General features: G+C 68.0%; 23 protein-coding genes. 14 read left to right on the top strand and 9 right to left on the bottom strand.

Annotated elements, in window-relative coordinates; genetic code table 11:
• Nucleotides 1-339: 339 nt before the first annotated feature.
• Entirely contained in the window at nt 340-1,842 is a 1,503-nt protein-coding gene (gene dnaA / locus VGG53_RS17260) for a chromosomal replication initiator protein DnaA (protein WP_331519293.1), read from the bottom strand.
• A 572-nt stretch (nt 1,843-2,414) separates the two neighbouring features.
• Between dnaA and rpmH the strand changes: the two genes are divergently transcribed.
• The 9 genes from rpmH to VGG53_RS17215 all read left to right on the top strand — a co-directional run bounded on the left by rpmH (nt 2,415) and on the right by VGG53_RS17215 (nt 8,735).
• On the top strand, nt 2,415-2,558 hold the full coding sequence (gene rpmH / locus VGG53_RS17255; protein WP_180916038.1) for a 50S ribosomal protein L34: 144 nt from the start codon (nt 2,415-2,417) through the stop codon (nt 2,556-2,558).
• 23 nt (nt 2,559-2,581) lie between these two features.
• Nucleotides 2,582-2,926, top strand: coding sequence for a ribonuclease P protein component (gene rnpA, locus VGG53_RS17250; RefSeq protein ID WP_331519301.1), 345 nt, complete (start codon nt 2,582-2,584; stop codon nt 2,924-2,926).
• Nucleotides 2,923-3,258 carry a membrane protein insertion efficiency factor YidD gene (yidD, locus tag VGG53_RS17245; protein ID WP_414688984.1) on the top strand — a complete coding sequence of 112 codons (336 nt, stop codon included), beginning with the start codon at nt 2,923-2,925 and terminating at the stop codon, nt 3,256-3,258. Before rnpA ends, yidD begins: the two co-directional genes overlap by 4 nt.
• 43 nt (nt 3,259-3,301) lie before the next feature.
• A complete protein-coding gene (gene yidC, locus VGG53_RS17240) occupies nt 3,302-4,288 on the top strand; it encodes a membrane protein insertase YidC (RefSeq protein ID WP_414688985.1) in 987 nt (328 codons plus the stop codon).
• Between the two features lie 71 nt (nt 4,289-4,359).
• A complete protein-coding gene (locus tag VGG53_RS17235; RefSeq protein WP_331519291.1) occupies nt 4,360-4,941 on the top strand; it encodes a protein jag in 582 nt (193 codons plus the stop codon).
• Nucleotides 4,942-5,007: 66 nt separating this feature from the next.
• Nucleotides 5,008-5,736, top strand: coding sequence for a 16S rRNA (guanine(527)-N(7))-methyltransferase RsmG (gene rsmG / locus VGG53_RS17230; RefSeq protein ID WP_331519290.1), 729 nt, complete (start codon nt 5,008-5,010; stop codon nt 5,734-5,736).
• Nucleotides 5,733-6,692, top strand: coding sequence for a ParA family protein (locus VGG53_RS17225; RefSeq protein WP_331519288.1), 960 nt, complete (start codon nt 5,733-5,735; stop codon nt 6,690-6,692). The genes rsmG and VGG53_RS17225 overlap by 4 nt, the downstream gene beginning before the upstream one ends.
• Nucleotides 6,689-7,681, top strand: coding sequence for a ParB/RepB/Spo0J family partition protein (locus VGG53_RS17220; protein ID WP_331519287.1), 993 nt, complete (start codon nt 6,689-6,691; stop codon nt 7,679-7,681). Before VGG53_RS17225 ends, VGG53_RS17220 begins: the two co-directional genes overlap by 4 nt.
• A 310-nt stretch (nt 7,682-7,991) precedes the next feature.
• The gene (locus VGG53_RS17215) at nt 7,992-8,735 is read left to right on the top strand and encodes an acetyltransferase (RefSeq protein WP_331519286.1); all 744 of its coding nucleotides are present in this window, start codon (nt 7,992-7,994) and stop codon (nt 8,733-8,735) included.
• Here VGG53_RS17215 and VGG53_RS17210 read toward each other — a convergent pair.
• The 8 genes from VGG53_RS17210 to VGG53_RS17175 form a co-directional block, all read right to left on the bottom strand.
• Nucleotides 8,722-9,942, bottom strand: coding sequence for an N-acetylmuramoyl-L-alanine amidase (locus tag VGG53_RS17210; protein ID WP_331519285.1), 1,221 nt, complete (start codon nt 9,940-9,942; stop codon nt 8,722-8,724). The two genes, VGG53_RS17215 and VGG53_RS17210, sit on opposite strands and share 14 nt — an antisense overlap.
• A 124-nt stretch (nt 9,943-10,066) precedes the next feature.
• Nucleotides 10,067-10,420 (bottom strand): thioredoxin, encoded by a 354-nt coding sequence (gene trxA / locus VGG53_RS17205; RefSeq protein WP_331519284.1) that lies wholly within the window; start codon nt 10,418-10,420, stop codon nt 10,067-10,069.
• 14 nt (nt 10,421-10,434) lie between these two features.
• Entirely contained in the window at nt 10,435-11,433 is a 999-nt protein-coding gene (gene trxB / locus VGG53_RS17200; RefSeq protein WP_331519283.1) for a thioredoxin-disulfide reductase, read from the bottom strand.
• Between the two features lie 73 nt (nt 11,434-11,506).
• Nucleotides 11,507-12,259 (bottom strand): hypothetical protein, encoded by a 753-nt coding sequence (locus VGG53_RS17195; RefSeq protein WP_331519282.1) that lies wholly within the window; start codon nt 12,257-12,259, stop codon nt 11,507-11,509.
• A gap of 55 nt (nt 12,260-12,314) precedes the next feature.
• Nucleotides 12,315-12,899: an RNA polymerase sigma factor SigM gene (sigM, locus tag VGG53_RS17190; protein ID WP_331519280.1), complete on the bottom strand. Its 585-nt coding sequence runs from the start codon at nt 12,897-12,899 to the stop codon at nt 12,315-12,317.
• 69 nt (nt 12,900-12,968) lie between these two features.
• The gene (locus VGG53_RS17185) at nt 12,969-16,769 is read right to left on the bottom strand and encodes a murein biosynthesis integral membrane protein MurJ (protein ID WP_331519279.1); all 3,801 of its coding nucleotides are present in this window, start codon (nt 16,767-16,769) and stop codon (nt 12,969-12,971) included.
• Entirely contained in the window at nt 16,766-19,216 is a 2,451-nt protein-coding gene (locus tag VGG53_RS17180; protein WP_331519278.1) for a hypothetical protein, read from the bottom strand. Before VGG53_RS17180 ends, VGG53_RS17185 begins: the two co-directional genes overlap by 4 nt.
• Nucleotides 19,217-19,229: 13 nt before the next feature.
• A complete protein-coding gene (locus VGG53_RS17175) occupies nt 19,230-19,979 on the bottom strand; it encodes an NUDIX hydrolase (protein WP_331519277.1) in 750 nt (249 codons plus the stop codon).
• Between the two features lie 141 nt (nt 19,980-20,120).
• Here VGG53_RS17175 and VGG53_RS17170 point away from each other — a divergent pair, with 141 nt between their 5' ends.
• From VGG53_RS17170 to mbtN, 5 genes are read left to right on the top strand one after another with little or no spacing between them, the layout of a single operon-like run.
• A complete protein-coding gene (locus VGG53_RS17170) occupies nt 20,121-21,575 on the top strand; it encodes a CCA tRNA nucleotidyltransferase (RefSeq protein ID WP_331519276.1) in 1,455 nt (484 codons plus the stop codon).
• A gap of 23 nt (nt 21,576-21,598) precedes the next feature.
• Nucleotides 21,599-22,141 (top strand): pullulanase, encoded by a 543-nt coding sequence (locus VGG53_RS17165; protein WP_331519299.1) that lies wholly within the window; start codon nt 21,599-21,601, stop codon nt 22,139-22,141.
• A 39-nt stretch (nt 22,142-22,180) separates the two neighbouring features.
• A complete protein-coding gene (locus tag VGG53_RS17160) occupies nt 22,181-22,447 on the top strand; it encodes an acyl carrier protein (RefSeq protein WP_331519275.1) in 267 nt (88 codons plus the stop codon).
• Nucleotides 22,444-24,030, top strand: a complete 1,587-nt coding sequence (mbtM, locus tag VGG53_RS17155; protein ID WP_331519274.1) for a long-chain-fatty acid--ACP ligase MbtM — start codon at nt 22,444-22,446, stop codon at nt 24,028-24,030. Before VGG53_RS17160 ends, mbtM begins: the two co-directional genes overlap by 4 nt.
• A complete protein-coding gene (mbtN, locus tag VGG53_RS17150) occupies nt 24,027-25,184 on the top strand; it encodes a mycobactin biosynthesis acyl-ACP dehydrogenase MbtN (protein ID WP_331519273.1) in 1,158 nt (385 codons plus the stop codon). The genes mbtM and mbtN overlap by 4 nt, the downstream gene beginning before the upstream one ends.
• Nucleotides 25,185-25,250 lie beyond the last annotated feature (66 nt).

Genomic DNA, 25,250 nt, shown 5'->3' with positions numbered 1-25,250 from the left:
CGGCGCTTTCCCGGGCCGATACCGGGGTGTGGAACGGCCCGTCCCCAGAGCCCTCTTTTGAAGGACAAACTACGTAGAGAAATCAGTAACAGTATTAGGGCCTGTGCACATTGGGGACAGCACACCATCGGTGCTGATGGGGGAGTCGGCCGCGTTGTGCATGACACGCGGACCCGTTGTGTGGTTGGTGTGCAGCGGTTGGGGATCAGCCCGGGGGTGTGTACGAAGCCAGTGGTTGTACCGGCGAGTTTGAGCAGTTTGCGCACAGCGGTATCCACAGCAGGCCGTGGGACAAGTGGTGTGGCCGAGGCCAAAGTTTTTCGGGATTCCGGCCGGCGATCAGCGCTTGGAGCGCTGACGAATCCGCGTCGTGAGCTCTTTGACGTGATCGAAGACTTCACGTCGCTCGGCCATCTCCGAGAGGATCTTCTTCTGCGCGTACATCACGGTGGTGTGGTCGCGGCCGAAGGCCTGTCCGATCTTCGGCAGCGACAGGTCGGTGAGTTCGCGGCACAGATACATTGCGATTTGTCGCGACTGGGCCAGGGCCCGGGTTTTTCCGGGGCCACGCAATTCCTCGACCGTCGTGTCAAAGTACTCGGCGGTGGCGGCCATGATCGTCGCGGCGCTGATCTGCATCGTGCTGGCATCGGCGATCAGGTCGCGCAGCACGATTTCGGCCAGGGCCTTGTCGATCGGTGACTTGTTCAGCGAGGCGAACGCGGTGACACGAATCAGCGCGCCTTCCAACTCGCGGATGTTGCGTTCGATGCTGCTGGCGATCAGCTCGAGCACATCGTCGGGCACATTGAGCCGCTCCATCTGTGCTTTCTTGCGCAAAATGGCGATGCGGGTTTCCAGCTCCGGCGGCTGGACATCGGTGATCAGCCCCCATTCGAACCGGGTTCGCAGCCGATCTTCAAGCGTTGCAAGCTGTTTGGGCGGCCGGTCGGAGGAGATGACGATCTGCTTGTTGGCGTTGTGCAGCGTATTGAAGGTGTGGAAGAACTCTTCCTGGATACCTTCTTTGCCTTCGATGAACTGGATGTCGTCGACCAGCAACACATCGACGTCGCGGTAGCTGCGCTTGAACGCCACCTTGCGGTCGTCGCGCAGCGAGTTGATGAAGTCGTTGGTGAATTCCTCGGTGGAGACGTACTTGACGCGCATCCCCGGGAACAGCCGTTGGGCGTAGTTGCCGGCGGCGTGCAGCAGGTGGGTCTTGCCCAAACCGGACTCGCCCCAGATGAAAAGCGGGTTGTAGGCCCGCGCCGGCGCTTCGGCGATGGCCAGCGCCGCGGCGTGGGCAAACCGATTCGATGCGCCGATGACGAAGGTGTCGAAGGTGTAGCGCCGGTTCAAGCTGAGGCCGGCGGCTGCGTCGGCCGCGGTGTTGTGCGGCCGTTCGGAGAAGTAGGACGGCCAGTTCTGGTGGGCGCTGGCGAGGGCCTCGCCGTCTTCGTCGATCTCGTCCAAGTCGGCGATCGGCTCATCGAACACCGCGCCGGCGGTGTCCTCGGATTCGTCGCCGGCCAGTGGGGCGATCCGGACGCCGAGCTCGATCTGGTGGCCGAGCCGGCGGCTCAGGGCTTCGGTGATCTGGGTGCGCAGGTGACGTTCGATCTCGTTCTGCACGAAACTGCTCGGCACCGACAGCAAAGCAAAGCCCTCGGCGATCGTCAGCGGCTGCACCAGGTTCAGCCAAGCGCGCTGCTGCGGTGTCAGGGGTGGGACGTACGCTTCAGCGTTGAGTGCGGCGCCGTCGGTGGTGAGTTCGCCGTTGAGTTCGGAGACGACCGCGCTCCAGACCGTCGCGAAACTTGATCCGGGGTCCTCGGTCAATGACGGGTCCCCCTGATATGACGTCGAAGTAGAAAAGGTAGTTGCGACGACGAGCTGTCCACATAGTTATCCACAGGTGTGGACAGGACAGCCAGCATCGATCCGCAGCTTACCGCCAACGGCTCGCGGGATCGGCGCTCGATGCAGCCAGCGGAAGTCAGCTGGCTAGGAGGCCAATCTGCCATCCTCGCTTCGTTGTCTAGCGCCGTTTCGATCTGAAACAGCACTGCCCGAAGCTAACAGTTTTCGCCGACAGTTCCAACCGTTCTGCAACATTGGCGAGGCCTTTGGACAAGATTGCTCGGCAGACCGGTGGCGGGTGTGACGGCAGTAAAGGATCGGCGCCAGAACGGCGGTCGCCGCGGCCAGGTTTGACCGGGCGAATCCCGGTCAGTACCCTCATACAGTCGCCCGAAAGTCGACGATACGGCTGCGATCCGAGCACCACGCCTGGAGGCTGCGCCGGTTACCAGCGAGACGCAGAGCCTACCCGGGCTTCGTGAGTGCAAGCGTGAACCACCGGCAGCGGGGACCGGGCGGAGCACGATGCCAGATGCAGCAAGGAGAGAGTCGTGGCAAAGGGCAAGCGGACGTTCCAGCCGAACAACCGGCGCCGAGCCCGCGTGCACGGTTTCCGGCTGCGGATGCGGACCAGGGCCGGCCGGGCGATCGTGTCGAATCGGCGTAGTAAGGGACGTCGCTCGCTGACCGCTTGATCTCCAATTCCGGTGTGACAGCAGTGCTTTCCGCACGGAACCGCATGAGGCGGTCAACCGATTTCGACGCGACGGTCAAGCATGGGAAGCGAACCGTGCAGCCGGACCTGGTGATCTACATGCGGCGCGCTACCGGTGATCCGAAGCTGGGACTGATCGTGTCCCGATCGGCCGGATCGGCCGTCCAACGCCATCGCTTGGCCCGGCGGCTGCGCCACGTCGCGCGCGACGTGATCGAGGGGTGCAACCGGTCCGAGCACGTGGTGATCCGCGCACTGCCCAGCAGTCGAGATGTGGCGTCCGCCCGGCTGGGCGAAGAATTACGCGCCGGTTTGCGGCGCATCGAATCGGCAAGGCCCGGTCGGTGAATGACATAACGTCACGGCCCGGGCGTGGGCTGCGTCGCACCGAGTCGGTGGTCGTGCGCGGGCTCATTTTCGTCATCCAGCTCTACCGGCACATGGTCTCGCCGCTGCGACTGCCGACCTGCCGCTTCACTCCGACCTGTAGTCAGTACGCGGTGGACGCCCTGGCTCAATTCGGGTTGATCCGGGGGAGTTGGCTGGCCGCCGTCCGGCTGGCGAAGTGTGGTCCGTGGCATCAGGGAGGATGGGACCCGGTACCGGAGCGCCGTGCAGCCGGGGTCCAAGACTGGGGCGCCCCAGCGACGCTAGGGAAGAGTGGTTCTGTTGTCGTTTGATCCGTTCAGCCTCGATTATTTCTATTACCCGGTCTCGGCGATCATGTGGCTCTGGTACAAGGCTTTCTCGGCGCTGCTGGGCCCCGCGAACTTCTTTGCCTGGACGCTGTCGGTGATGTTCCTGGTGTTCACCCTGCGGGCGATCTTGTACAGCCCCTTTGTCCGCCAGATCCGCACCACCCGCCAGATGCAAGAGCTGCAGCCACAGATCAAGGCGCTGCAGAAGAAGTACGGCAAGGACCGGCAGCGGATGGCATTGGAGATGCAGAAGCTGCAGCGCGAACACGGCTTCAACCCGATCCTCGGTTGCCTGCCGATGCTTGCGCAGATCCCGGTGTTCCTCGGCCTGTATCACGTGTTGCGGTGCTTCAACCGGACCAGCACCGGGATCGGGCAGCTGGGTCTGTCGCCCGAGCGCAACCGCGAGTTGGGAAACTATGTCTTCAACGCCGCCGACGTCGGCCACTTCCTGGATGCCAACTTGTTCGGTGCGCCGCTCGGTGCGAGCATGACGCAGCGCGGAGCCAGCCTCGCGGCGTTCAGTGAGTTCAGCAGGCCGGCCGTCGCGGCCGTTGCGGTGCCGGTGATGATCCTGGCCGGTGTCGCGACCTACTTCAACAGCCGGGCCTCGGTGGCCCGGCAGAGCGTGGAGGCCGCGGCCAATCCGCAGACCGCGATGATGAATAAGCTTGCGCTCTACGTGTTCCCGCTCGGTGTGGTGGTCGGCGGGCCGTTCCTGCCGCTGGCGATCATCTTCTACTGGTTCTCGAACAACATCTGGACATTCGGTCAGCAGCACTACGTGTTCGCGATGATCGAGAGAGAAGAAGAGGAAAAGAAGCGCGAAGCGATCGAACGCCGGTCGGCGAACGCGCCGGCGCCGGGTGCCAAGCCGAAGCGATCGGCGAGGAGCTCCGCGGCTGACGGCAACGGTTCGTCAGGAACCGATAGCGCCGAGGGGGACGCGCCGGCCGATCCGGTGAGCCGCGCTCCGCGGCCGGGCGCCAAGCCGAAGAAGCGCAGACGTTGATCGGCGGGCGCACCGCATCGAATGACTTAACCGGGCGAGGTCCCGGGGTACGGAAAGGGAAGCAGACAGACATGACCGATGTCGAAACCAACGGACACGACGCACAGGACGAGGCGACGCGCGAGGACCCGGAGGAAGCCGTTGAGGGCGAGGGCACGACTGCGGCTGACGGCGACTCCGAGGGCGACCTCGAAGAGCGATTGGTCGCCGAGGGAGAAATCGCCGGCGACTATTTGGAAGAGCTGCTCGACCTACTCGACTTCGACGGCGACATCGACCTCGACGTTGAAGGCAGCCGCGCGATCGTCAGCATCGACGGCAGCGAGGACCTGAACAAGTTGGTCGGCCGCAAGGGCGAGGCGCTCGACGCGCTGCAGGAGCTGACCCGGCTGGCGGTACACCAGAAGACGGGCGTGCGCAGCCGGCTGATGCTCGACGTCGCCGGCTGGCGCCGGCGTCGGCGCGAGGAGTTGGCCGCGCTGGGCGACAAGGTTGCCAGAAGAGTGCTGGAAAGCGGCGAACGCGAAGAACTCGCCCCGATGACACCGTTTGAGCGCAAGATCGTGCACGACGCGGTCGCGGCGATCAGCGGCGTTCACAGCGAGAGCGAAGGCGTCGAGCCGGGGCGCCGCGTCGTCGTATTGGTGGACTGACGCGGCACCGAGTTACACCTATGTAGTTCAGGTGGGCGCCCGGGGCGTGAGCACGGAACGGGAGGAATGTTTCACGTGAAACATGTCGAATCCCGCAACGGCGTGGCACCGCAGACACCCGCGCCGCCCGACGCGGCAGCGGCGATTTTCGGCGACCGATTAGGGCTGGCCCACCGCTACGCCATGCTGCTGGCGGAGACCGGCGTCGAGTGGGGGCTCCTGGGGCCACATGAGGTCGAGCGGATCTGGGACCGCCACCTGTTGAATTGCGCCGTGGTCGCCGAGCTCGTCGACGCGGGGGAGCGGGTGGCCGATATCGGTAGCGGCGCCGGGCTGCCGGGCATTCCGATGGCGATCGCCAAACCCGGCCTTCGGGTAGTCCTGGTGGAATCGCTACTGCGCCGGACGGAGTTCCTGCGGATGGCCGTCGCGGAGCTCGCGCTGGATATCGAGGTGGTACGGGGACGCGCGGAAGAACCCGCGGTCCGCGAGGCCGCCGGCGGATGCGACGCGGTGGTGTCGCGCGCGGTGGCCTCGCTCGACAAGCTGACGCGCTGGAGCCTGCCGCTGCTGCGCCCCGGCGGCAGGATGCTCGCCATCAAGGGAGAGCGCGCGGCTGACGAAGTCCGCGAGCACCGGCGTGTGATGGCCAAGTTGGGCGCCGTGGATGCCAGGGTGATGGAATGTGGCGTGGAGTATCTTTCCCCACCGGCAACGGTGGTGGAGGCACGGCGCGGGAAGCCGGAACCGGTCCGGAATCCGTCGCGCCGGCGGTCGAGCAAGGGGAGCATATGAGTGCGCCACACCACCCGTTCGGCCCCGACGGCGGCGTCCATGTTTCACGTGAAACATCAGAATTCGACACCCCGATCGGAGCCGCCGCCGAGCGCGCCATGCAGGTGCTGTCCAAGTCCTATGAACCACTGAGCCGCCCCCCGCGCCGCCGCCTCTTCACCATCGCCAACCAGAAGGGTGGTGTCGGGAAGACGACCACCGCGGTGAACCTGGCGGCCGCCCTGGCCGTCCAGGGGCTCAAGACACTCGTGATCGACCTCGATCCGCAGGGCAATGCGAGCACGGCGCTGGGCATCACCGACCGGCACGCCGGGACGCCGTCGTCATACGAAGTCCTTCTCGGCGAGATATCGCTGAAGGAGGCTCTGCGGCGGAGTCCGCACAACGACCGACTCTTCTGCGTGCCATCCACGATCGATCTGGCCGGCGCCGAGATCGAATTGGTCAGCATGGTGGCGCGCGAGAACCGGTTGCGCACGGCGCTGGCCGAACTCGACAGCCTTGAACCTGAAACCCCCTTCGACTACGTCTTCATCGATTGCCCGCCGTCGCTGGGCCTGCTCACCATCAACGCCTTGGTGGCGGCACCCGAGGTGCTGATCCCGATCCAGTGCGAGTACTACGCACTGGAGGGGGTGTCGCAGTTGATGAACAACATCGCGATGGTGAAAGCCCATCTGAATCCGGGACTGGACGTCAGCACCGTGATCCTCACGATGTACGACGGCCGGACCAAGCTCGCCGACCAGGTGGCCGACGAAGTCCGCCGCTACTTCGGGGCCAAGGTATTGCGAACGGTGATCCCACGCAGTGTCAAAGTCTCCGAGGCGCCGGGCTACAGCATGACCATCATCGATTACGACCCCGGCTCGCGCGGTGCCTTGAGCTACCTCGACGCCAGCCGCGAACTCACCGAGCGCGCCCGAGCAGCATCCGATGAAGGGGAACAACCATGAGCCAACCGACCCGCAGAAAGGGTGGCCTCGGACGAGGCCTGGCTTCGCTGATTCCCACGGGACCGGCCGAGGGCGACCAGTCGCGACTCGGACCGCGGATAGGCGACGCGGCCGCCGACGTCCTGCTGGGTGGCCCGACGGCAACCGGCGCCGCAGCGGCGACGGATATCGGTGCGGTGTATCGCGAGATCGACCCGACCGCAATCGAGCCGAACCCCCGCCAGCCACGGCAAGTGTTCGACGACGAAGCCTTGGCCGAACTCGTGCATTCGATCCGGGAGTTCGGCCTCATGCAGCCGATCGTGGTTCGAGCACTGGACACCTCGGCGACGGGCGGCCCGCAGTATCAGCTCGTCATGGGGGAGCGGCGGTGGCGCGCCGCCCAGGCGGCCGGCCTGACCGCGATCCCGGCGATCGTGCGGGAAACCGCCGAGGACAATCTGCTGCGCGACGCCCTGCTGGAAAACATCCACCGAGTGCAACTGAACCCGTTGGAAGAGGCCGCCGCCTACCAGCAGCTGCTCGACGAGTTCGACGTCACCCACGATGAACTGGCCGCTCGGATCGGCCGGTCCCGCCCACTGATCACCAACATGATCCGGTTGCTGCGCCTGCCGATTGCCGTCCAACGCCGCGTCGCGGCCGGCGTGCTGTCGGCCGGCCACGCCCGGGCGCTGCTGTCGCTGGAGGCCGGCGCCGATGCCCAGGAGACGCTGGCCGCCCGGATCGTCGCCGAGGGATTGTCGGTCCGCGCCACCGAGGAGGCGGTCACGCTCGCCAATCACGCCGAGCCGAGTCACCCGGCACCGCCGCGACGCAAGCCGATCCACATGCCCGGCCTGCAAGATGTCGCCGAGCAGCTCTCGAGCGCGTTCGATACTCGCGTCACGGTCACCCTGGGCAAGCGCAAAGGCAAGATTGTGGTCGAGTTCGGCTCGGTGGACGATTTACAACGAATCGTCGAGCTGATGAACGCGTCGAAGCGCTGACCATACACACCAGCCCGTTACGTCACTGTGACAAACCCGCCGGATCGGGCGGCACCGACCTGCCCAAATCAGCCGAATCCGATTGTGCGCCAGGCAATTTCATCCTCGGTGCGCCGGCGGGCATATCGTGGACGGTCCGACGGCCCGAACCGGCCGGTCGGCCGGTGCAACGGAGCCCCGAAGCGGCTTCGCGCGGGTATCGCGGTCGGCCCCATCCTGGGAGTACGCTCGGCTGCGGGGTGGGGGCACCACCCGCTCGCGGGGATGTCGGGCCATCGCTGACCGCGCCCCACAGAGGCCCAGGAGTCTAGTGTCTGCTCGTATCACACCGCTGCGACTCGAAGCCTTCGATCAGCTTCCCAAGCACGCACGCCGCTGCGTCTTTTGGGAAGTCGACCCAGCGACCCTCGGCCAACAAGACCAACTCGCCGATCCAGAATTCGAGAAGGAAGCGTGGCTGTCGATGGTCATGCTGGAGTGGGGATCGTGCGGGCAAGTGGCCATGGCCGCGCCGGGCGATTGCGGCCAGGGCGAGTCGGCCTGCCTGGGCTATGCGTTCTACGCGCCACCGCGCGCGGTTCCGCGGGCGCACCGTTTCCCCACCGCCCCGGTGTCCGCCGATGCGGTGCTGCTGACCTCGATGCGGGTGGAACCCGGACCGGCCGCTGACGAGTTGCCGTACAGCCTCATCGCCCGGGTGGTCGATGAATTGGTCCGCCGCGGCGTGCGGGCGCTGGAGGCATTCGGTCGCACCGAGAGCGTCGCGGAGTTGGTCAATCTGCCGAGCACCGACCCCGATCTGCGGCCGGTGCTCGAAGTGCTGGGGGACTGCTCGGCCGAGCACTGCATGATCGAGGCCGACTTTCTGCGCGACGTGGGCTTCGTCGTGGTGGCGCCGCATCCGTACTTCCCGCGGCTGCGGCTCGAGCTGGACAAGGGCCTGGGCTGGAAGGCCGAAGTCGAGGCCGCCTTGGAGCGGTTGCTGGAGAGCGCGGCGCTGCAACAGCCGGTCGCGGCGGGATCGTCGGCAGGTGCGTCGGCTACGAGCCGCTGACCCGACTGGCCTGCTCGACCGCCAACTCGTGAGCAAGCAACTCGGCGAAGGTGAATGTGCCGGTGGGCCGGTCGTTTTTGCCGAGCAGGTAGAGCCGTTTGACCGCCGCCAGGATTCCCTCGGCAATCGCGTCGCGGGTTTGCGCCGTGACCAGCAGCCCGCGATCACGCGGATTGGTGATGTAGCCGACATCGACCTGAACGGTGGGCATCCGGGTCAACCGGAGCAGATCCCAGGTACGACCATGGGTACGGCAGTCGCGTAAACCGGTGCGCGCCACGACCTCTCGTTGAATGAAGTCAGCCAGGTTCCGGCCGATGGTCGACACCGAACCGTGCGAGTTCCCGAAGTGGAACGACGCGACGCCGTTGGCCGCCGGGCTGGTCTGGGTTTCACAGCGCAGGCTGATCATCAGGTCGGCGCCCACGGCGTTGGCCGTCGCGGCGCGTTCGGCGTCCGACGGGCTACGGTTGGTTGGTCGGGACAGGAACGTCTCCATGCCGATCGCAGTCATCCGGCCTTCGAGGCGACTTGCCAAGTCCCACAGGACATCCGATTCACTGATCGGTCCTGCGGAGCCGTGCGCGATCAGACCGTGGTCGGTGCCGCCGAGCCCGGGATCGATGATGATCCGTTTACCCGACAACTTCGGGCCGGAGCGGCGCACCAGCTCTTCTTCGCGAATGGCGTGCAGCGAGCCGCCGGTTACCCGCGAACTGAGAAAGTACAAGGAGCGCAACGTTTCCGGACCGCAGATGCCGTCGGCGCCGAGCCCGTACTCGCGCTGGTAGGACATCAAACCGTTGTGGGTCTGCAAACCGAAGTAACCGTCGACCAGGCCGGTGTAGAAACCGAGGTCCTGCAACCTGGCCTGCAGTGTCGCGACGTCGTCGCCGTACATCGGCGCACCGAACTGATGGTGCAGGGTGCGCGCACCCAGCCGGTAGGACGCTTCTCTGAGCGCCCGGGAGGTGGCTTCGCCGACGATGCCGTCGACGAGCAGACCACGGTGCTGCTGAAACGCCCGAACCCCGTGGTCGAGTTCGTCGTCGAACATGTCCAGCGCGACGTGCTTTCCGGTGCTCAGATCCGCGTCCGCGGCGTCCAGGTGGCCCAGCGCGGTCAGCGAAGCCCGGATCTCGGTGACCGCTGCGCTACGGTCACCACGGCGCAGCGCTTCGCCGACGCCGCGATGCGGTTCCGACATTCCAAGGCCTCCGGTGCGCCGGTGTTAGCAGCCCTGCCGGTTGTTTGACAGGCCTGGCGGTATTGTCGCAGACGCTCAACGATTTCGGGAAAACGCCAGGCAGACCACGCCGATCTTTGGCGAGCTAGCCGACGCCGGGAACGGCCGCGGAAAGCTCTCGCAACAGCGCCGCCTTGCCCTTGGCGCCGACGATACGTTTGACCGGTTCGCCGTCCTTGAACAGGATCAGCGTCGGGATCGAAACCACGTCAAAGGCGCGCGCGGTCTCGGGGTTTGCGTCGACGTCGAGTTTGGCGACGGTCAACTGCCCGGTGGTTTCCGCGGCGATCTCGGCCAGCACCGGCGCGACCATCTTGCACGGCCCGCACCACGTTGCCCAAAAGTCAACCAGCACAGGCGTATTGCTGGCCAGCACGTCGGTTTGGAAGGAAGCGTCAGAGACATCCACTGGCGCGCCGGCGGATTCCGTGTGTGCCATCGCAACTACTCCAATCAAAGGGTCGCGGTCGCCGCTGTTTCGGCGGGTTTGGTCTGTATGCGCTCACCCGGCTGGGCGTGCTCGGCCAGCCAGCGCTCGGCATCGATGGCCGCCGAGCAACCGGTGCCGGCCGCGGTGACCGCCTGCCGGTAGGTGTGGTCGACCAGATCGCCGGCGGCGAACACGCCGTCGACGGACGTGTAGGTCGAGTTGCCCTGAACCAGCACGTAGCCGTCCGGGTCGAGGTCGACGCTGCCGCGCACCAGCTCAGAGCGCGGGTCGTGGCCGATCGCGACGAACACTCCGGTCACCGGCAAGGTCGATTCGTTGCCGGTGGCGGTGTCGCGCAGCCGCAAGCCGGTGACCGTGGACTCGCCTTCGACGGCGACCACGACGCTGTTGGTGACGAACCGGATCTTGTCGTTGGTGCGGGCCCGGTCGAGCATGATCTTCGAGGCCCGGAACTCCTCGCGGCGGTGCACCAGGGTGACGCTGCGGGCGAACTTTGTCAGGAAGGTGGCCTCCTCCATCGCCGAGTCGCCGCCGCCGATCACGGCGATGTCCTGGTCGCGGAAGAAGAAGCCGTCGCAGGTGGCACACGAGCTCACCCCGCGGCCGAGCAGCTCCTGCTCGCCGGGCACGTGCAGGTAGCGCGCCGCGGCGCCCATCGCCAGGATGACGGCGCGGGCGCGCAGGGTTTCACCTTCGGCGGTGGTGACCGATTTGACCGGGCCGTCCAGCGACACCGATTCGACGTCTTCCATCCGCAGATCCGCACCGAACCGCAGCGCCTGCTCACGCATCTGGTCCATCAACTCGGGACCTTGGATCCCGTCGCGGAAACCGGGGTAGTTCTCGACCTCGGTCGTGGTCATCAGTGCCCCGCCGAACGAGGTTCCTTCGAAGACGACCGGCGCCAGTTGCGCACGGGCCGCATAGAGCGCCGCGGTATAGCCGGCCGGTCCTGAGCCGATGACGATCACCTCATGAACGGTGCTGGTCGAGGAACTCATACCAACCTTTCGAATGCTTGAAACAGCTTCGTGCACTGGAACGCCAGGGTAGGCGGCCATGTTCCCGCGAACACTACGGACGGTGGACAATCCTGTCAGCCGACAGGCCGGTGTTCACTGCACTGCAGGTCGGCGCGACCGCCAGCGCCTTCAGCGCGCTGGGCGCCTCGCCGGGCAGCACCAGCAGGACGGCCGGATGTCCGGCGATGTCGATTGGCCGGGCGCCGAGCACGCGGGCGCTCGCCGGATAGCCCAAACCGGCCAGGCAGGACGCGCGGCGGCGCTGATCGGTCAGTGGCCCGAAGTCGGGCTCGCGGTCGAGCAGGGCGAGAATCTGCTGATCCGACAACGGAATCGACTGCGGCGGACGCGACACGGTGATGTGTTCGATGGTGGTGGGCCGGCTCGGCATCGGTGCGGGCGCCGTGATGAGCGCGGTGGTGCCCAGCCAAGCGGCGGCGGCCGCCGCGACGAGGCCGGCCACCGCGACCGCGAGCCGCGCCGAGCGCGGCAGCCGCCCACGGCCGACGGTATGCGCGGCACCTGAGTGGCCAGGTTCGGGGCGCTGCGCCCGCAGCGCGGCCCCGACACGGTCGACCACCGTGTGGTCGATGTCGGGTGCCGACGACGGGTCGGAGCCGAGCGCGGCGACCTCCCGGCGGACCCGGTTCAGCGCGTCCATGGTCTGCCGGGCGTCGGGGTCGGCGCGGACTCGCTGACGCAGGTGCGCTGCGGTGTCGTCGTCGAGCAGGCCTGCTTGCAGATCGGCGAGTGCATCTGCGGTCAGCGGTGGATCATCGCACCCGCCTGGCTCAACTGCGTCCATCCGCCCCAGTGTCCGTCATCGGCCACCCGAAAGCCACGCACGCTGCGGCGCAGGTTTAGCCGGCCGGTCGATGAGGAGCGGCGTCGCTGTGCAAGTAGCCGAGGATGGCGGCGAGCCGGACCCGGGCACGGGCGCAGCGACTCTTGACGGTGCCTTCGGCCACCCCGAGCATCCGGGCGGTGTCGGCGACCGAGTACCCGTGCATGTCGACGGCCACCACCGCGGCACGCTGTTCGACGGGCAGCCGCATCAGCGCTCGCTGCACCGCGATCGCGGTGTCGACCTGCGCGGTCCGATCCGGGACCGGGTAGACGTCGTCGAGCGCGGTGGTCGGGTGAGTTTTGTTGCGGCGCAACCGGTCTAGGCAGGCATTAACGACGATGCGGTGTAACCAGCTGCTGACCGCGGCATCGTGCCGGAACGAGCCGGCGCCGCGGTGCGCCGAGATCATCGCGTCCTGCAACGCGTCCTCGGCGTCCTCAGTGCTGCGACTCGTCAGCCGGGCCAGCCGGTGCAGTTGCCGGTGGTGGCGGTAGAACAGCTCCTCGAAGGCATAGCGGTCGCCCGCGACGTGAGCGGCCAACAGTTCGGCGTCGCTGCGTTGTCCTGGACGTTCCTGCCGAACCTGGGTGGGGCCCACGGCCGGACAGTAACCAATCACCCGATGCGCGGCACTTCACTCGTTCGGGCCGATGTGGTCAGCCCGAGATCAGGACTTGGCCTGCACGGTGATCTCGGAGAGGCTGGTGCGGCTCGCCCCGTTGGTGCTTCCCATCGTCGGAATCCATACCAGCAGATACGAGGTGGGCGAGGACGCGTTGACCGGAATGCTGTTGTGCCCGGGGTGCATCAACACCGGCTGTGTCAGCGCGGTGGTCTTCTCGACCGCGCCCGGTGCCGCCGTAGCCGACGAGCGGATCTGGATCTTCGTTCCGTTGCTGGGCAGGTCGACATTGACGGCCCCCACCACGGTGGGTTGCGGCAGCTGCAGCAACAGGCCGACGCCGCTTTTGAACCCCGGGAACGGGACCGCGTCGTGGTAGGTGTCGGTCTCCCACGCGGTACCCGGTTTGCCGTCGATCGCCTGCGCGGCCTGGCCGGGGTTGTCGGGTTCCCCGCCGGGGGAGTACACCGTGGCGGCCACCGGCTTGACGATGCTGCCGGCCGCGGCGCTGGCACTCGAGCTGGCCGACGGGCCGTTGAGGCCGAGCTGGTCCTTGTCGAGACCACCGACGTCGCTGAACATCCGGCTCAGTACCGAGGCCAACACCAGCAGCGCCACCACCAGCACGGCAGCGCCGGCGCCGGCGCCGATCGTGATGGCGCGGCGTCGGCGGATGCGCGCCTGCGCCTCTTCCATGTCGGGCGTGCGCGACCGTTCCGGCCGCCGGGCTGCTGTCGGCGGGGGACCGTCATCGGCGATGGGGGCGAGCAGCTCGGTACGGTCGGCTACCACGGTCGCTTGCTGCAGCAGATTCAAAAGCGTTGCAGCGCTGCGTATCCCACCGTCACCCTGAATCGAATGGGCGGCCGCCGCCGAAATCTGGAAGGGGATGTCGCGATCTATCGCATTGGGGTCGAGGGGCTGGCCGGCCCCGTCTCGCGGCGCCTGCGCCATCCCGCTGGGCTCCCCGGACTCGGGTAGTGGCCACCGGTTGACCAACAACGCATAGAGCGCGGCGCCGATGCCCCGGATGTCATCTTCGGGGCTGATGTCCGGCATTGTCGCCGGGAATGCCAACACGACGTCGCCCTCGATGCTCACCCGCACCCGGCCGGGATGGTCGATCGACAGCACGACGCCGGCGTGGTGGGCGGCCTCGGCCGCGGCGGCCAGAGTTTGCATCGCACGTGAGGCGCCCGCGGCCGACGGTGAGGTGTCGGCCACCTCCTGTAACGAGCCGCCCCGGACCCATTCGGTCACCACCAAGCCACCGGCGCCGGTGTGGACGACGTCATGGATTCGGGCGATGCCGAGCTTGTCGATGCGGCTCAGCCGCATGGTGCGAGCCAGGATCAGCCGGATTTGGTCGTCGGGTAGTGCCCCGTCCGGATCCACGAACGTCAGTGCGACCTGTCGATTCAGCGCGGTGTCCAGCGCCTGCCAGAACTGGAGGTGCGGTGCCCCGCCGTGGAAGACCAGCAGCCGGTAGCGACCGCTGGCGATGCTGGCCCCGGGGACCAACTGCTGTTCGTCGGACCGCACAGACGACCCGGCTTCAGCCGGGCCGGGCGCATCGAACTCGGCTGGATCGGCGGCGTTGAAAGCGGTCGTCTCGAGATCGGGCTCTGCCGATCCGCCGTTGAACGGCGGCGAGGTTGCCGCCGCCGAGACCGTGCCGACCTGGAGATCGGTGGGGACGTCAGGCTGAAAACCGTCAGCGGCGGACGACGAAACGGAGTCGGAGACAGCTTTCGCTGAGGTGCTGTTCGATGGGCCGTCGGTCATTCCCGATCCTCTCCCCATCCCCTCCCCGGTAGGTTGCTCGGGACGTCCGTGCCGGCCGGTTTCTGCTACTGGATACCCCGCCCGCGTAGACGAATTCCTGTGCTCAGGGTACGTGACGATACCGGCGCGCGACAGTTGATCTCGGCCACCGGATCCGGGCGCGATGACGTTGGCTGACCTGCCGGAAGGGGGTCCCGCGACGTCGGCAGAAGGTGCGCGGGCAGGCGCGGGCGATCCGGGTTTCCCGCGGGCCGGCGTAGCGCCGATCCAGCCGCGGAACGCCGCCACCGCCGCCACCGCCTCGGGCACCTGCGCGCGCACCATGACCACGGCCACGATCGGCGCCATGATCACCGCCAGCACGAACAGTCGCAGCAGCGAGCCGGCGCCGCCGCCGTAGGCGGTGAGGCGCTGCATGCCCATCATGGCGTCCACGACGTACGCGACCAGACCGGCCAGCAACGACGCGGTGGCCGTGACCAGGACGGTTCGCAGCTCGGCAACGCCGAGAAGGTGACCGCCGGCGGGTCGCAGCGCGTTACGCAGCAAGTAATAGCCGGCGATCGCGCCGGCCAAAAATCCCAGGCCGTTGGCCAACCCCAGGTAACCGGCGACGAGGTCGGGGTTGTCGGTCAAGTGCGGCGCGACCAGCGAAGCAGCGATCTTGATGATCGTGATGGTGACGATGATCGCGATCGGTATCCACGGCTGCTCGCGCGCGTAGAAGACGCGCAGCTGCAGCAGTACCACGGCGTAGGGCAGCAGCGTGAACGCCGACAACGCGATCGCCGCACCCAGGTGGCCGGCGTCGACGTCACCGAAATGTCCGTAGGCAAACAGCGCGCTGCCCATCGCCGAGCCGCCGACGGTCATGAACGCCACCGTCGGGATCAGCGTGATCATCGTCAGCCGGGTGGCCAGTGACAGGTCGGCGAGCACCGCAGTGGTGTCGTCGGCGGCGGCGTTGCGACTCAGTCGCGGCATCACCACCGTCAGCACGGTCACGCCGATCATGCCGTACGGCAGCATCAGCACCAGCCAGGTGTAGTTGTAGATCGCCGGGCCGGAAGCGGCCGCCGAGCTGGCGATCTGATTGGTGACGATCAGACCGATCTGACTGATCAGCACGTAGAAGACCATCGCGGCGGCCATCGCGCCGAAGCGTTTGAGCCGGTCGTCGATGCCCCACAGCGGGCGAAGGCTGATGCGCTGACGCCGGATGGCCACCAGCAGCACCGCGGTCTGCGCGAACACCCCCAGCGTGGTGCCGATGCCCAGCACCAGAAGCTTGGCGTTACCCATCTGCACCGGATCCACCGACAGTTGACCCGGTGCGGCCAGGTAGGCGCCCAGGGTGGCGATCGCGACGACGTTGTTGACCACCGGCGCCCAGGCCGGCGGCCCGAAGATGTTGCGGGTGTTCAGGATCGCCATGAACACCGAGGACAGGCCGTAGAAGATCACCTGCGGCAACAGCAGGTAGGCGAATGCGGTGGTGAGGGGCTCGTTCACCTGAGGGTTGCGGCCCAACATCAGCTGCACCAGCAGCGGAGCGGCCACCACCGACAGCAGCGTGGCGCCCAGCAGCACAGTGCCGGCCAGCGTCACCAGACGCCGCACGAACGCCGCACCATGATCGGCGTCATCCTTCTCGGCACGGGCCAGCACCGGCACGAAGATCGCGGTGAACGTCGCCTCCAGCACCAGTGCGGCGACCAGGTTCGGCAGCTGGTTGGCCACTGTGAACGAGCTGGACAGCGCCGCACCCAGGAGCGCGGCCAACAGCACGATCCGGGCGAACCCGGTCACCCGGCTGACCAGGGTGGCCAGCGCCATCCCCCACGATCGCGACACCAGCGCGGCGTCGGAGAGCTCAGGACGCGGCTGCGGCGAGGCGCCCTGCGACGGCACGTGGCCGGTAGGGGGGAGCGGGCCGGTCGGCGGCCCCGGGCTTCGCTTGCGGTGCGGGTGCGGGGCCGACAGCGGTACCGCCCGACCGGCGGGATCAAAGCGCCGCTCCTCAGCATCGCTTCGCTCTGCCTTGTCGCCGGCGCGGCTCATACCCGCTGCTCTTCGTCGGCGAGATGGTCCGCCTCCGGCGGATCCGGGCGGTCCTGCGGACGATCCAAGTCGGCGGGGTCCGGTTGACCGCGGAAGCGGTGCCAGAGCCGCCGTCCCGCGAGCGCGACCAGCACCGCGGCGGCGCTCAGCGTGATCGCGAACAGCACCTTGCCGTAGGCGTTGGAGTGCACGGACAGTCGCACCGGCTCGCCCAGTGGCACTCCGCCGGGGGTGTGTAGCGCGACGTCGATCGCGACCCGCTGGGTGAAGTTGACTTCGATCGGCACCCGCAACGGCAGGTATCCCGGCGGCAGCTCGATCTCACCGAGGTCGGTAAAGGTCATGCCGGGCGGCACGTCCAGGTGCAGCCGCACCCGGATCGGGACGGCCAACCCATTGTGCAAGGCAAGCGGCAGCGGACTGTGTTCGGTGGCCAGGGTGTAAGAGCCGGCCGGGGTGACGATGGTGACTGCGCCGAACAAGTCGTTGATCGCTGTCCCGAGGACCGCCAGCCGTTGCTGGGCCAGGCCGTCGCGGGTGTCGGGCCGGTCGGCCTGGCTGATCGCCCGCAGCATGTCCTCACGCAGCGGCGCGGTGTAACTGATGCCGGTCAGCCCGGTGCGGGCATCGGTGGTCAAGGCCGGGGTGAGGCCTGCCAGCCGGCCCACCTCGCCGGAGATCGTGGTGGCGACGGCGTCGCTGAACCGGCCGCGTCCACCGGCCTCGGGGTCCGGCTGCGCTGCGCCGTTGACGGGTGGAACGGCCGAAGCGTCGGCGATCAGCGCGGGCAGGGTTCGCGGTACTGCCAGGCCGGACCGGATCGCGGTGGCCAGCGCGGTCATGATCGCGCCGGCGTCGTCGGAGCGCAGCTTCCAGTTGGTCGGGGGCAGCAGGATCTGGGCCCGCGGTTGGACCCGGGGTTCCAAGTCGCGCCACAGCATCGAGCCCAGCGCATCTTGACGGCGGGCGGCCTCGGAGTCGTGCTGAAGCCGGATCAGCAGGGCGGAGTTCAGATAGCTGGGCGCGACCGGGTCGGCGCCGGCCGCGGCGAATGCGGCACCGACGGCGGGGTCGAACGGCGCCAGCACCACCTGTGGTGACAGCCGCCGCGGAGCGGTATCCGCGGTCGCCGGCAGCGGGGCATTGGAAGTGTTGGCGGAGGAGTCCGCGGCGGCGATCACCACGGTGTCGCTGTTGGCGCTCAACAGGTCCACGCCCCGGCGGGTCAACTCGCCGTCGGGGATCAGGGTGGCGCCGCGGACCGCCGTGACGCCCAGGATCTGGTCGACGACATCTGCGGCACCGCTGGTGGCGGTCGCGCTGAGGCCGGGGTCGCCGACCCGTTCCACGATGTCGAGGTCGGCCTGGGCGTAGGGAAGCGGTGCGACGCACAGCCGGTGGGCCAGCGCGCGTAACCGGTCCAACCAGCTCGCCGCCGCGGCCTGCCCGACCCCGGGGTGCGTCGGGGTACCCGGCTCCTGCGCGGGCCCGGCGGGAGAGTTGGAGACGACGTAGCCGGCGGTCATCGCGTTGACGGTGACCAACAGATCGGGGTCGACGGCGAGGCACATCGAGCGGCCCACGGCGCCGTCGGGGTCGACGTCATGGCTGGTCGCGAACTCCGCGGCGGCCAGCAAAACATCCAGCCGGCCGGCGGTGGCGAGCGAGGCCGACAGTTCGTCGTCCATCAATCGAACCGGAATGGTGCCGCCCGGCACGCCGGGCGCCAGCCGGGGCCGGTCGGCCAGCGGCCACAGCATGGTGACCGGTACGGGTTTGGCGGTGTCGGGTGCGATCACAGCGCCCATGGCGCCCGATGCCTGGCCGGAGGTGTCCAGTGGATCTGCCGGCACGCCCAGTACCGGCAGCAGAAAGCGGGCGTTGTCCAGCCGCGCCGGTTCGCCGTAGTCGGGTGTTCCGTTGACGTTGACCAGCAGCGGATAGACGCCCGGCGCGACGATGTCCAGCGAATGTTTGGTCGCCGAGCGCATCGGTGCCGACAGCGCGAATTTCGTCTTCTGGCCGCGCTGCAGCTCGGGAGCCACCGTCACGAAGTCTTCGGCGGCCTGGTACTGGTCGGTGTCACCGTCGAGGTTGGTGCGCAAGCCCACGGTATTGGCCACGGCCGGCGCGTGTTCAAGGCGGACCATCACGTCGCGCACCGGCCGGTCACCGATGTTGCTCACGGTCCCGGCGACCGTCACCATCGGCTCGCTGGTCGTGGTGACGACCTGCGGGGTGACCTGGTCGATGCGGACCTGGACGAAAGGCACGGCGCCGGGCTCGCCCGCGGCGGCGGTGGGCAGCAGCACGCCCGCTTCCAGGCCGGCCAGGATGCCGACCACCATCAGCAGGCGCAACCAGGCCGCCCGCCGGAGTCGCGGCGCCGCCGAACCGCTACCAGTCCCTGCCGGCAGGTGATGCCCCCACCTCGATTTGCTCTGCATCGTCGTCGACCGGTTACGGCCCGGGACCGCGACCGTTCTGCTGGCCCCGGATGGAATCGTCGGGCCGACGGACACGGGTGCGCGAATGCGTTTGCGGACGCTGCCGCGGCGAGCTGGGCGGCAGCGGTGGCAGTGCGGCCGGGCCATCGCTCTGCAGCTTGTCGATCAGTTCGTCGGCCACTTCGGCCAGCCGGCGTTCGTCGGCGTGGGCCAACCGGGACGGCAGTTCGGGGATCGGCACCCACGCCACCTCGGCGACCTCGACATCCTCGTCGGACAACTCGCCCCCCGAGAAGCGCATCAGATAGTGATGCACGGTTTTGTGTACCCGACGCCCGTCGGTGACGAACCAGTAGTCGATGCGGCCCAGCGCCGCCAGCACGCTGCCCTGAATCCCGGTCTCTTCGGCGACCTCGCGAATCGCGGTCTGCTCCGCGGTCTCGCCCAGTTCGATGTGGCCTTTGGGCAGCGACCACAGCATCCGGCCGCGCCGGTCTACGCGACCGATCAGGGCCGCGACCTGTTCGTCGCGCGGACGATCGATGTTGTCGATGACCAATCCGCCGGCCGACGTCTCGTGCACGGTACGCAGCCGCTCGGGTCCGCGGCGCACCGAGCGGCGTTGCCCGGACTTCGCCGGGCCGGTTGGCGTGCCGCCGGTAACGGCGTCGCTGCCGGATTGAGCGACACCCGACCCCGCCGAGCGCCGACCGCGGCGCCTCCCCCGGCGCCGACGCGGTTGCGATTTTTCGCCGTCGGACACCCAAGCGATAGTAGCTGGCGTGCTCAGACGCTCTGGCCACACTCGCCGGTAGTGAGCTGCGGGATCAGGCCACTACCCCCGATGGCCGGGCTCCTCAGCGGCGCAGGACTGCCGCATCGTCGCCCGACTAGTCTTTCTCCCGTGCCCGACGATGCCCAGGATGCCGAGCTGCTGGCTGCCGCCGCGGTCGAATTGAACAGGCACGCCGACGTTCTGCGTGAGCTCGGCGCGCTGTTCGCTGCGGCCGGCCACGAGCTTTATCTGGTCGGCGGCTCGGTGCGCGACGCGGTGTTGCAGCGGCTGAGCACCGATCTGGACTTCGCCACCGACGCACGGCCCGAGCAGCTGCAGAAATTGCTGCGGCCGTGGGCCGACGCGTTGTGGGACACCGGGATCGAGTTCGGCACCGTCGGCGCGGAAAAGAATCACCACCGTCTGGAGATCACCACGTTCCGGGCCGACCGCTACGACGGCGTGTCCCGTAACCCGCAGGTGCGGTTCGGCGACTCCCTCGACGACGACCTGGTGCGCCGCGACTTCACCGTGAACGCGATGGCGGTGCACGTGACGGCGGCCGGGCCGGCCGAATTCGTCGATCCCCTAGGCGGTTTGGCCGCGATACGGTCGGGCGTGCTGGATACACCGGCACAGCCGCCAGACTCGTTCGGCGACGACCCGCTGCGGATGCTGCGCGCGGCGCGGTTCGTCTCACAACTGGGCTTCACCGTCGCCCCGCGGGTGCGCGCCGCGATCCGGGACATGGCCGCCGAGCTGGGCCGGATCACCGTCGAGCGGGTAGCCGCCGAGCTGGACAAGCTGCTGCTGGGCAACGATCCGATCGCCGGGATCGAACTGATGGTGCAGACCGGGATGGGCGATGTGGTGCTGCCCGACGTCGGCGATATGCGGATGGCCATCGACGAGCACCACCAGCACAAGGACGTCTACCAGCATTCGCTGACCGTGCTGCGCCAGGCGATCGCCCTGGAAGACCCCCTTCCGGACGGCGGCCCTGATCTCGTTTTGCGCTGGGCGGCGCTGCTGCACGACATCGGCAAGCCCGCCACCCGCAAGCACGAAGCCGACGGCGGAGTCAGCTTTCACCACCACGAGGTGGTGGGCGCCAAGATGACCCGAAAACGGTTGCGGGCGTTGAAGTATTCGAAGCAGATGATCGACGACGTGTCGCAGCTGGTGTATCTGCACCTGCGCTTCCACGGCTACGGCGACGGCCGGTGGACCGACTCGGCGGTGCGCCGTTACGTCACCGATGCCGGACCGTTGTTGCCGCGGTTGCACAAGTTGGTCCGCGCCGACTGCACCACCCGCAACAAGCGCCGGGCGGCTCGACTGCAAGCCAATTACGACGATTTGGAGGCGCGGATCGCCGAGCTGGCCGCCAAAGAAGACCTGCAGCGGGTTCGGCCGGATCTGGACGGCAACGAGATCATGGCGCTGCTGGGTATCCCGGCGGGCCCGCAAGTGGGGGAGGCGTGGCGGCACCTCAAGGAGTTGCGGTTGGACCGTGGGCCGCTGAGCCACGAGGAGGCCACGGCCGAGCTGCTGTCCTGGTGGAAGTCACGCGGGAACCAGTAGCTGCCCGGCGGCGTCGCATAGGCATGGAGTACTGCCTGAGCGCCGGTGACGGCGCAGCGACAATGTGGGACCGCGGACCGGATCTCGACCTCGACGGCGACGGCCGACTCGACGCGGTGAGTCTGGACTTCGACGGCGACGGTCTGGCCGACGATGCCCTGGCCGATCTGGATGGCGACGGCATCGTCGATCATGCCGTGCTCGACGTCGAGGACGGCACCGGGGAACGTTATTTCACCGACGACGGGTCGGGCACCTGGGCGATCGCGGCCGAGCGTCCGGTCAGACCGGCGTCCGGACTGCGCTGGTTCGGACTCGACGGCGTCGAGCACACCGGCAGGCCGCTCGCGGAGTTCGAGTCCGACTTCGGCGCCGAGGGCCGCGCCGAGGTCCGGCTGCTCGACAGCGACGGCAACGGGCTGGCCGACCGGGCGATCGCGCATGGCGAGAATGGCGTGACGGGCTACGTCGACACCGACGGCGACGGGCGTTGGGACGTCAAGCTGACCGACACCGATGGCGATGGCGCCGCCGATGCGGCCAGCGTGTTGGCGCCCAAAACGTAGGCCGCCTTCCGCGGCGCCGGCCCGGTACTGTGACGGCCCATGAACTCCGACCCGCCACGCCCGGACTCGGTGAGCGCTGCCCTGATCGAGATCCTGCGCGACGATCTCAACATCGACGTCGGCCGGGTGACCCCGGCGTCTCGGCTGGTGGATGACGTGGGGCTGGACTCGGTGGCCTTCGCGGTGGGCATGGTTGCGATCGAGGACAAGCTCGGGGTCGCGGTGTCCGAGGAAGAACTGCTGGGCTGCGACACCGTCGGCGACCTCGACGGCGTCATCCGGGCAAAGGTCCCGGTCGGCCGGTGAGCGTGCTGGCCACCGCCCTGTCCAGGGCGATGTGCACCTCAGCTCGCGACCTGGTGGTCTTCGACAAAGACGCCGACGCCTGGACCCGGCACCCCTGGTCGCAGGTCCACGCCCGCGCGCAGGGCGTCGCCGCGCACATCCTCGACCAGCCGCAACTCGGGGCGGTCGGCCTGGTCGGCGAGCCGACCGCGGATTTTGTCGCAGCCGTTCACGCGGCCTGGCTGGCCGGGCAGAGCGTGGCGATCCTGCCCGGGCCGGTCCGCGGCGCCGACCCGCGGCAGTGGGCGCAGGCAACGTTGACGCGGTTCGCCGGCCTCGGCGTGCGCACGGTCCTCAGCCACGGAGTCGAACTCGGGTTGCTCGTCGGCGCGGGCGGTCCGTTGCCGGTGCTCGACCTCGGGACCGTCGCGCGCGAACGGTCGACCGGCTTCACGCCGGCGGAACCCGTGCCGGGTACGCCCGCAATCCTGCAGGGCACCGCGGGTTCCACCGGAAATCCCCGTACCGCACAACTGTCCGCCGAGGCGGTGTTGAACAACGTGAACGGCCTGCTCAGCCGTTTCGGCGTCGACCCGGCCGTCGACGCCGGGTGTACCTGGCTGCCGCTCTACCACGACATGGGTCTGACGTTTCTGCTCAGCGGCGCCCTGGGTCAGACGCCGGTCTGGCTGGCGCCCACCTCGGCGTTCACCGCGTCGCCGTTCCGCTGGTTGCGGTGGCTCAGCGAAAGCGGGGCCTCGCTGACCGCCGCGCCGAACATGGCCTACAGCATGATCGGCAAGTACGCCCGGCTGGTGTCCGACGTCGACCTGGGCCGGGTGCGGGTGACGATCAACGGTGGCGAGCCCGTCGACTGCGCCGGGATGGAGCGCTTCGCGAATGCGCTGCGCTCCTTCGGTTTCGACGCCGGTGCACTGGCGCCGTCCTACGGGTTGGCCGAATCCACCTGCGCGGTAACGATTCCCGAGCCGGGTATCGGCCTGCTCTACGACCAAGTACCAACTGCCGCAGACGATTCAGAGCCGCGCCGGCACGCGATTCTGGGTGAAGCCATCCCCGGGATGGAGATTAGGATCAGCCCGGCCGCGGAGCATGCCGCCGAACTGCCCGGCCGCGAAGTCGGCGAGGTCGAGATCCGCGGAACCTCGATGATGTCAGGGTATTTCGGCGATACCCCGCTGGCGCGCGGCGCCTGGTTCCCGACCGGAGATCTGGGCTACCTCACCGACGACGGCCTGGTGGTTTGCGGGCGGGCCAAGGAGATCATCACCATCGCGGGCCGCAACGTCTTTCCCGCCGAGATCGAACGGGTCGCCGCCGAAATACGCGGCGTGCGTGAGGGTGCGGTGGTGGCCGTGGGTACCGACGACGACACGACCCGCCCCGGGCTGGTGATCACCGCCGAATTCCGTGGCCCCGATGAAGCCGGTGCCCGCAGCGAGCTGGTCGCCAAGGTGGCCTCCGAGTGCGGCATCGTGCCCGCCGACGTGGTGTTCGTCCGGCCCGGCTCGCTGCCGCGCACCTCGTCGGGCAAGCTGCGGCGCCTGGAAGTCAGACGCAACCTGACCACGGTCACCACATGACTGAGCCCGCGGAGCTGAGCATCGACGAATACCGGGCACTGCTCGACGACGTGTTCGATGACGACGTCATCAACTGGACCGCGGAAGCCGAAGCCAGCGAACGGTTTCCGCGCAAGCTGATCGAGCATCTCGGTGAGCGGGGCGTGTTCGCGCACAAGTGGCCCAACGGTCAGCATCCGGATGTGCCCAAGCTCGTCGCGCTGGCGTTCGCCCTGGGTCGGCTCGGCTCGGCCGGTATCGGTGTCGGTGTCAGCCTGCACGACTCGGGGGTGGCCATCTTGCGCCGCTTCGGCCGGTCGGACTATCTCAGGGACATCTGCGAACAAGCCATCCGCGGCGACGCGGTGCTGTGCATCGGCGCATCCGAGGAGTCGGGCGGTTCGGACCTGCAGATCGTGGAGACCGAAGTCCGGTCGGCCCGCGACGGATTCGAGGTCCGCGGCGTCAAGAAGTTCGTGTCGCTGGCGCCGGTGGCCGACCACGTCATGGTGGTCGCCCGAGGTGTGGACCACGACCAGAGCAGCCGGCACGGCAACGTGTTGGTGATCGCCGTGCCGACGGCCCAGACCGACGTCCAGGTTCCTTACCGCAAAGTCGGCGCCGGTCCGCTGGACACCGCGGCGGTGCACATCGATACCTGGGTACCCGCTGATGCGCTGATCGCCCGGCCCGGAACGGGTTTGGCGGCGATCTCCTGGGGGTTGGCCCACGAGCGGATGTCGATCGCGGGACAGGTCGCCGGTGGCTGCCAGCGGGTGCTCGGCATCACCCACGCCAGGATGGTCGAGCGTCGGCAGTTCGGTGCGACGTTGTTCGAACACCAGGCCCTGCGGCTGCGCCTGGCCGATCTGCAGGCCCGCGTCGATCTACTTCGGCACGGGCTCAACGGAATCGCCGCCGAAGGCCGACTCGATCTGCGGGCCGCGGCGGCAGTGAAGGTCACCGCCGCGCGGCTCGGCGAAGAGGTGCTCTCAGAGTGCATGCACATCTTCGGCGGCTCCGGCTATCTGGTGGATGAGACACCGCTGGGCCGCTGGTGGCGGGACATGAAGCTGGCCCGGGTCGGCGGCGGCACCGACGAGGTGTTGTGGGAATTGGTCGCTGCGGCAATGAAACCCGACTACGACGGTTATCGGGAGCTACGACAGACATAGCTTCTCGAGATCGACGCTGGCGCGAAGTCCTGCGAGTGACCAACGCGTACCGTCGATCTCACCGGA

The organism is Mycobacterium sp. (assembly GCF_036490025.1).
Classification (GTDB): domain Bacteria; phylum Actinomycetota; class Actinomycetes; order Mycobacteriales; family Mycobacteriaceae; genus Mycobacterium.
Note: the sequence above shows the minus strand (reverse complement) of the source record. Positions and strands in the feature narration are given on the sequence as shown.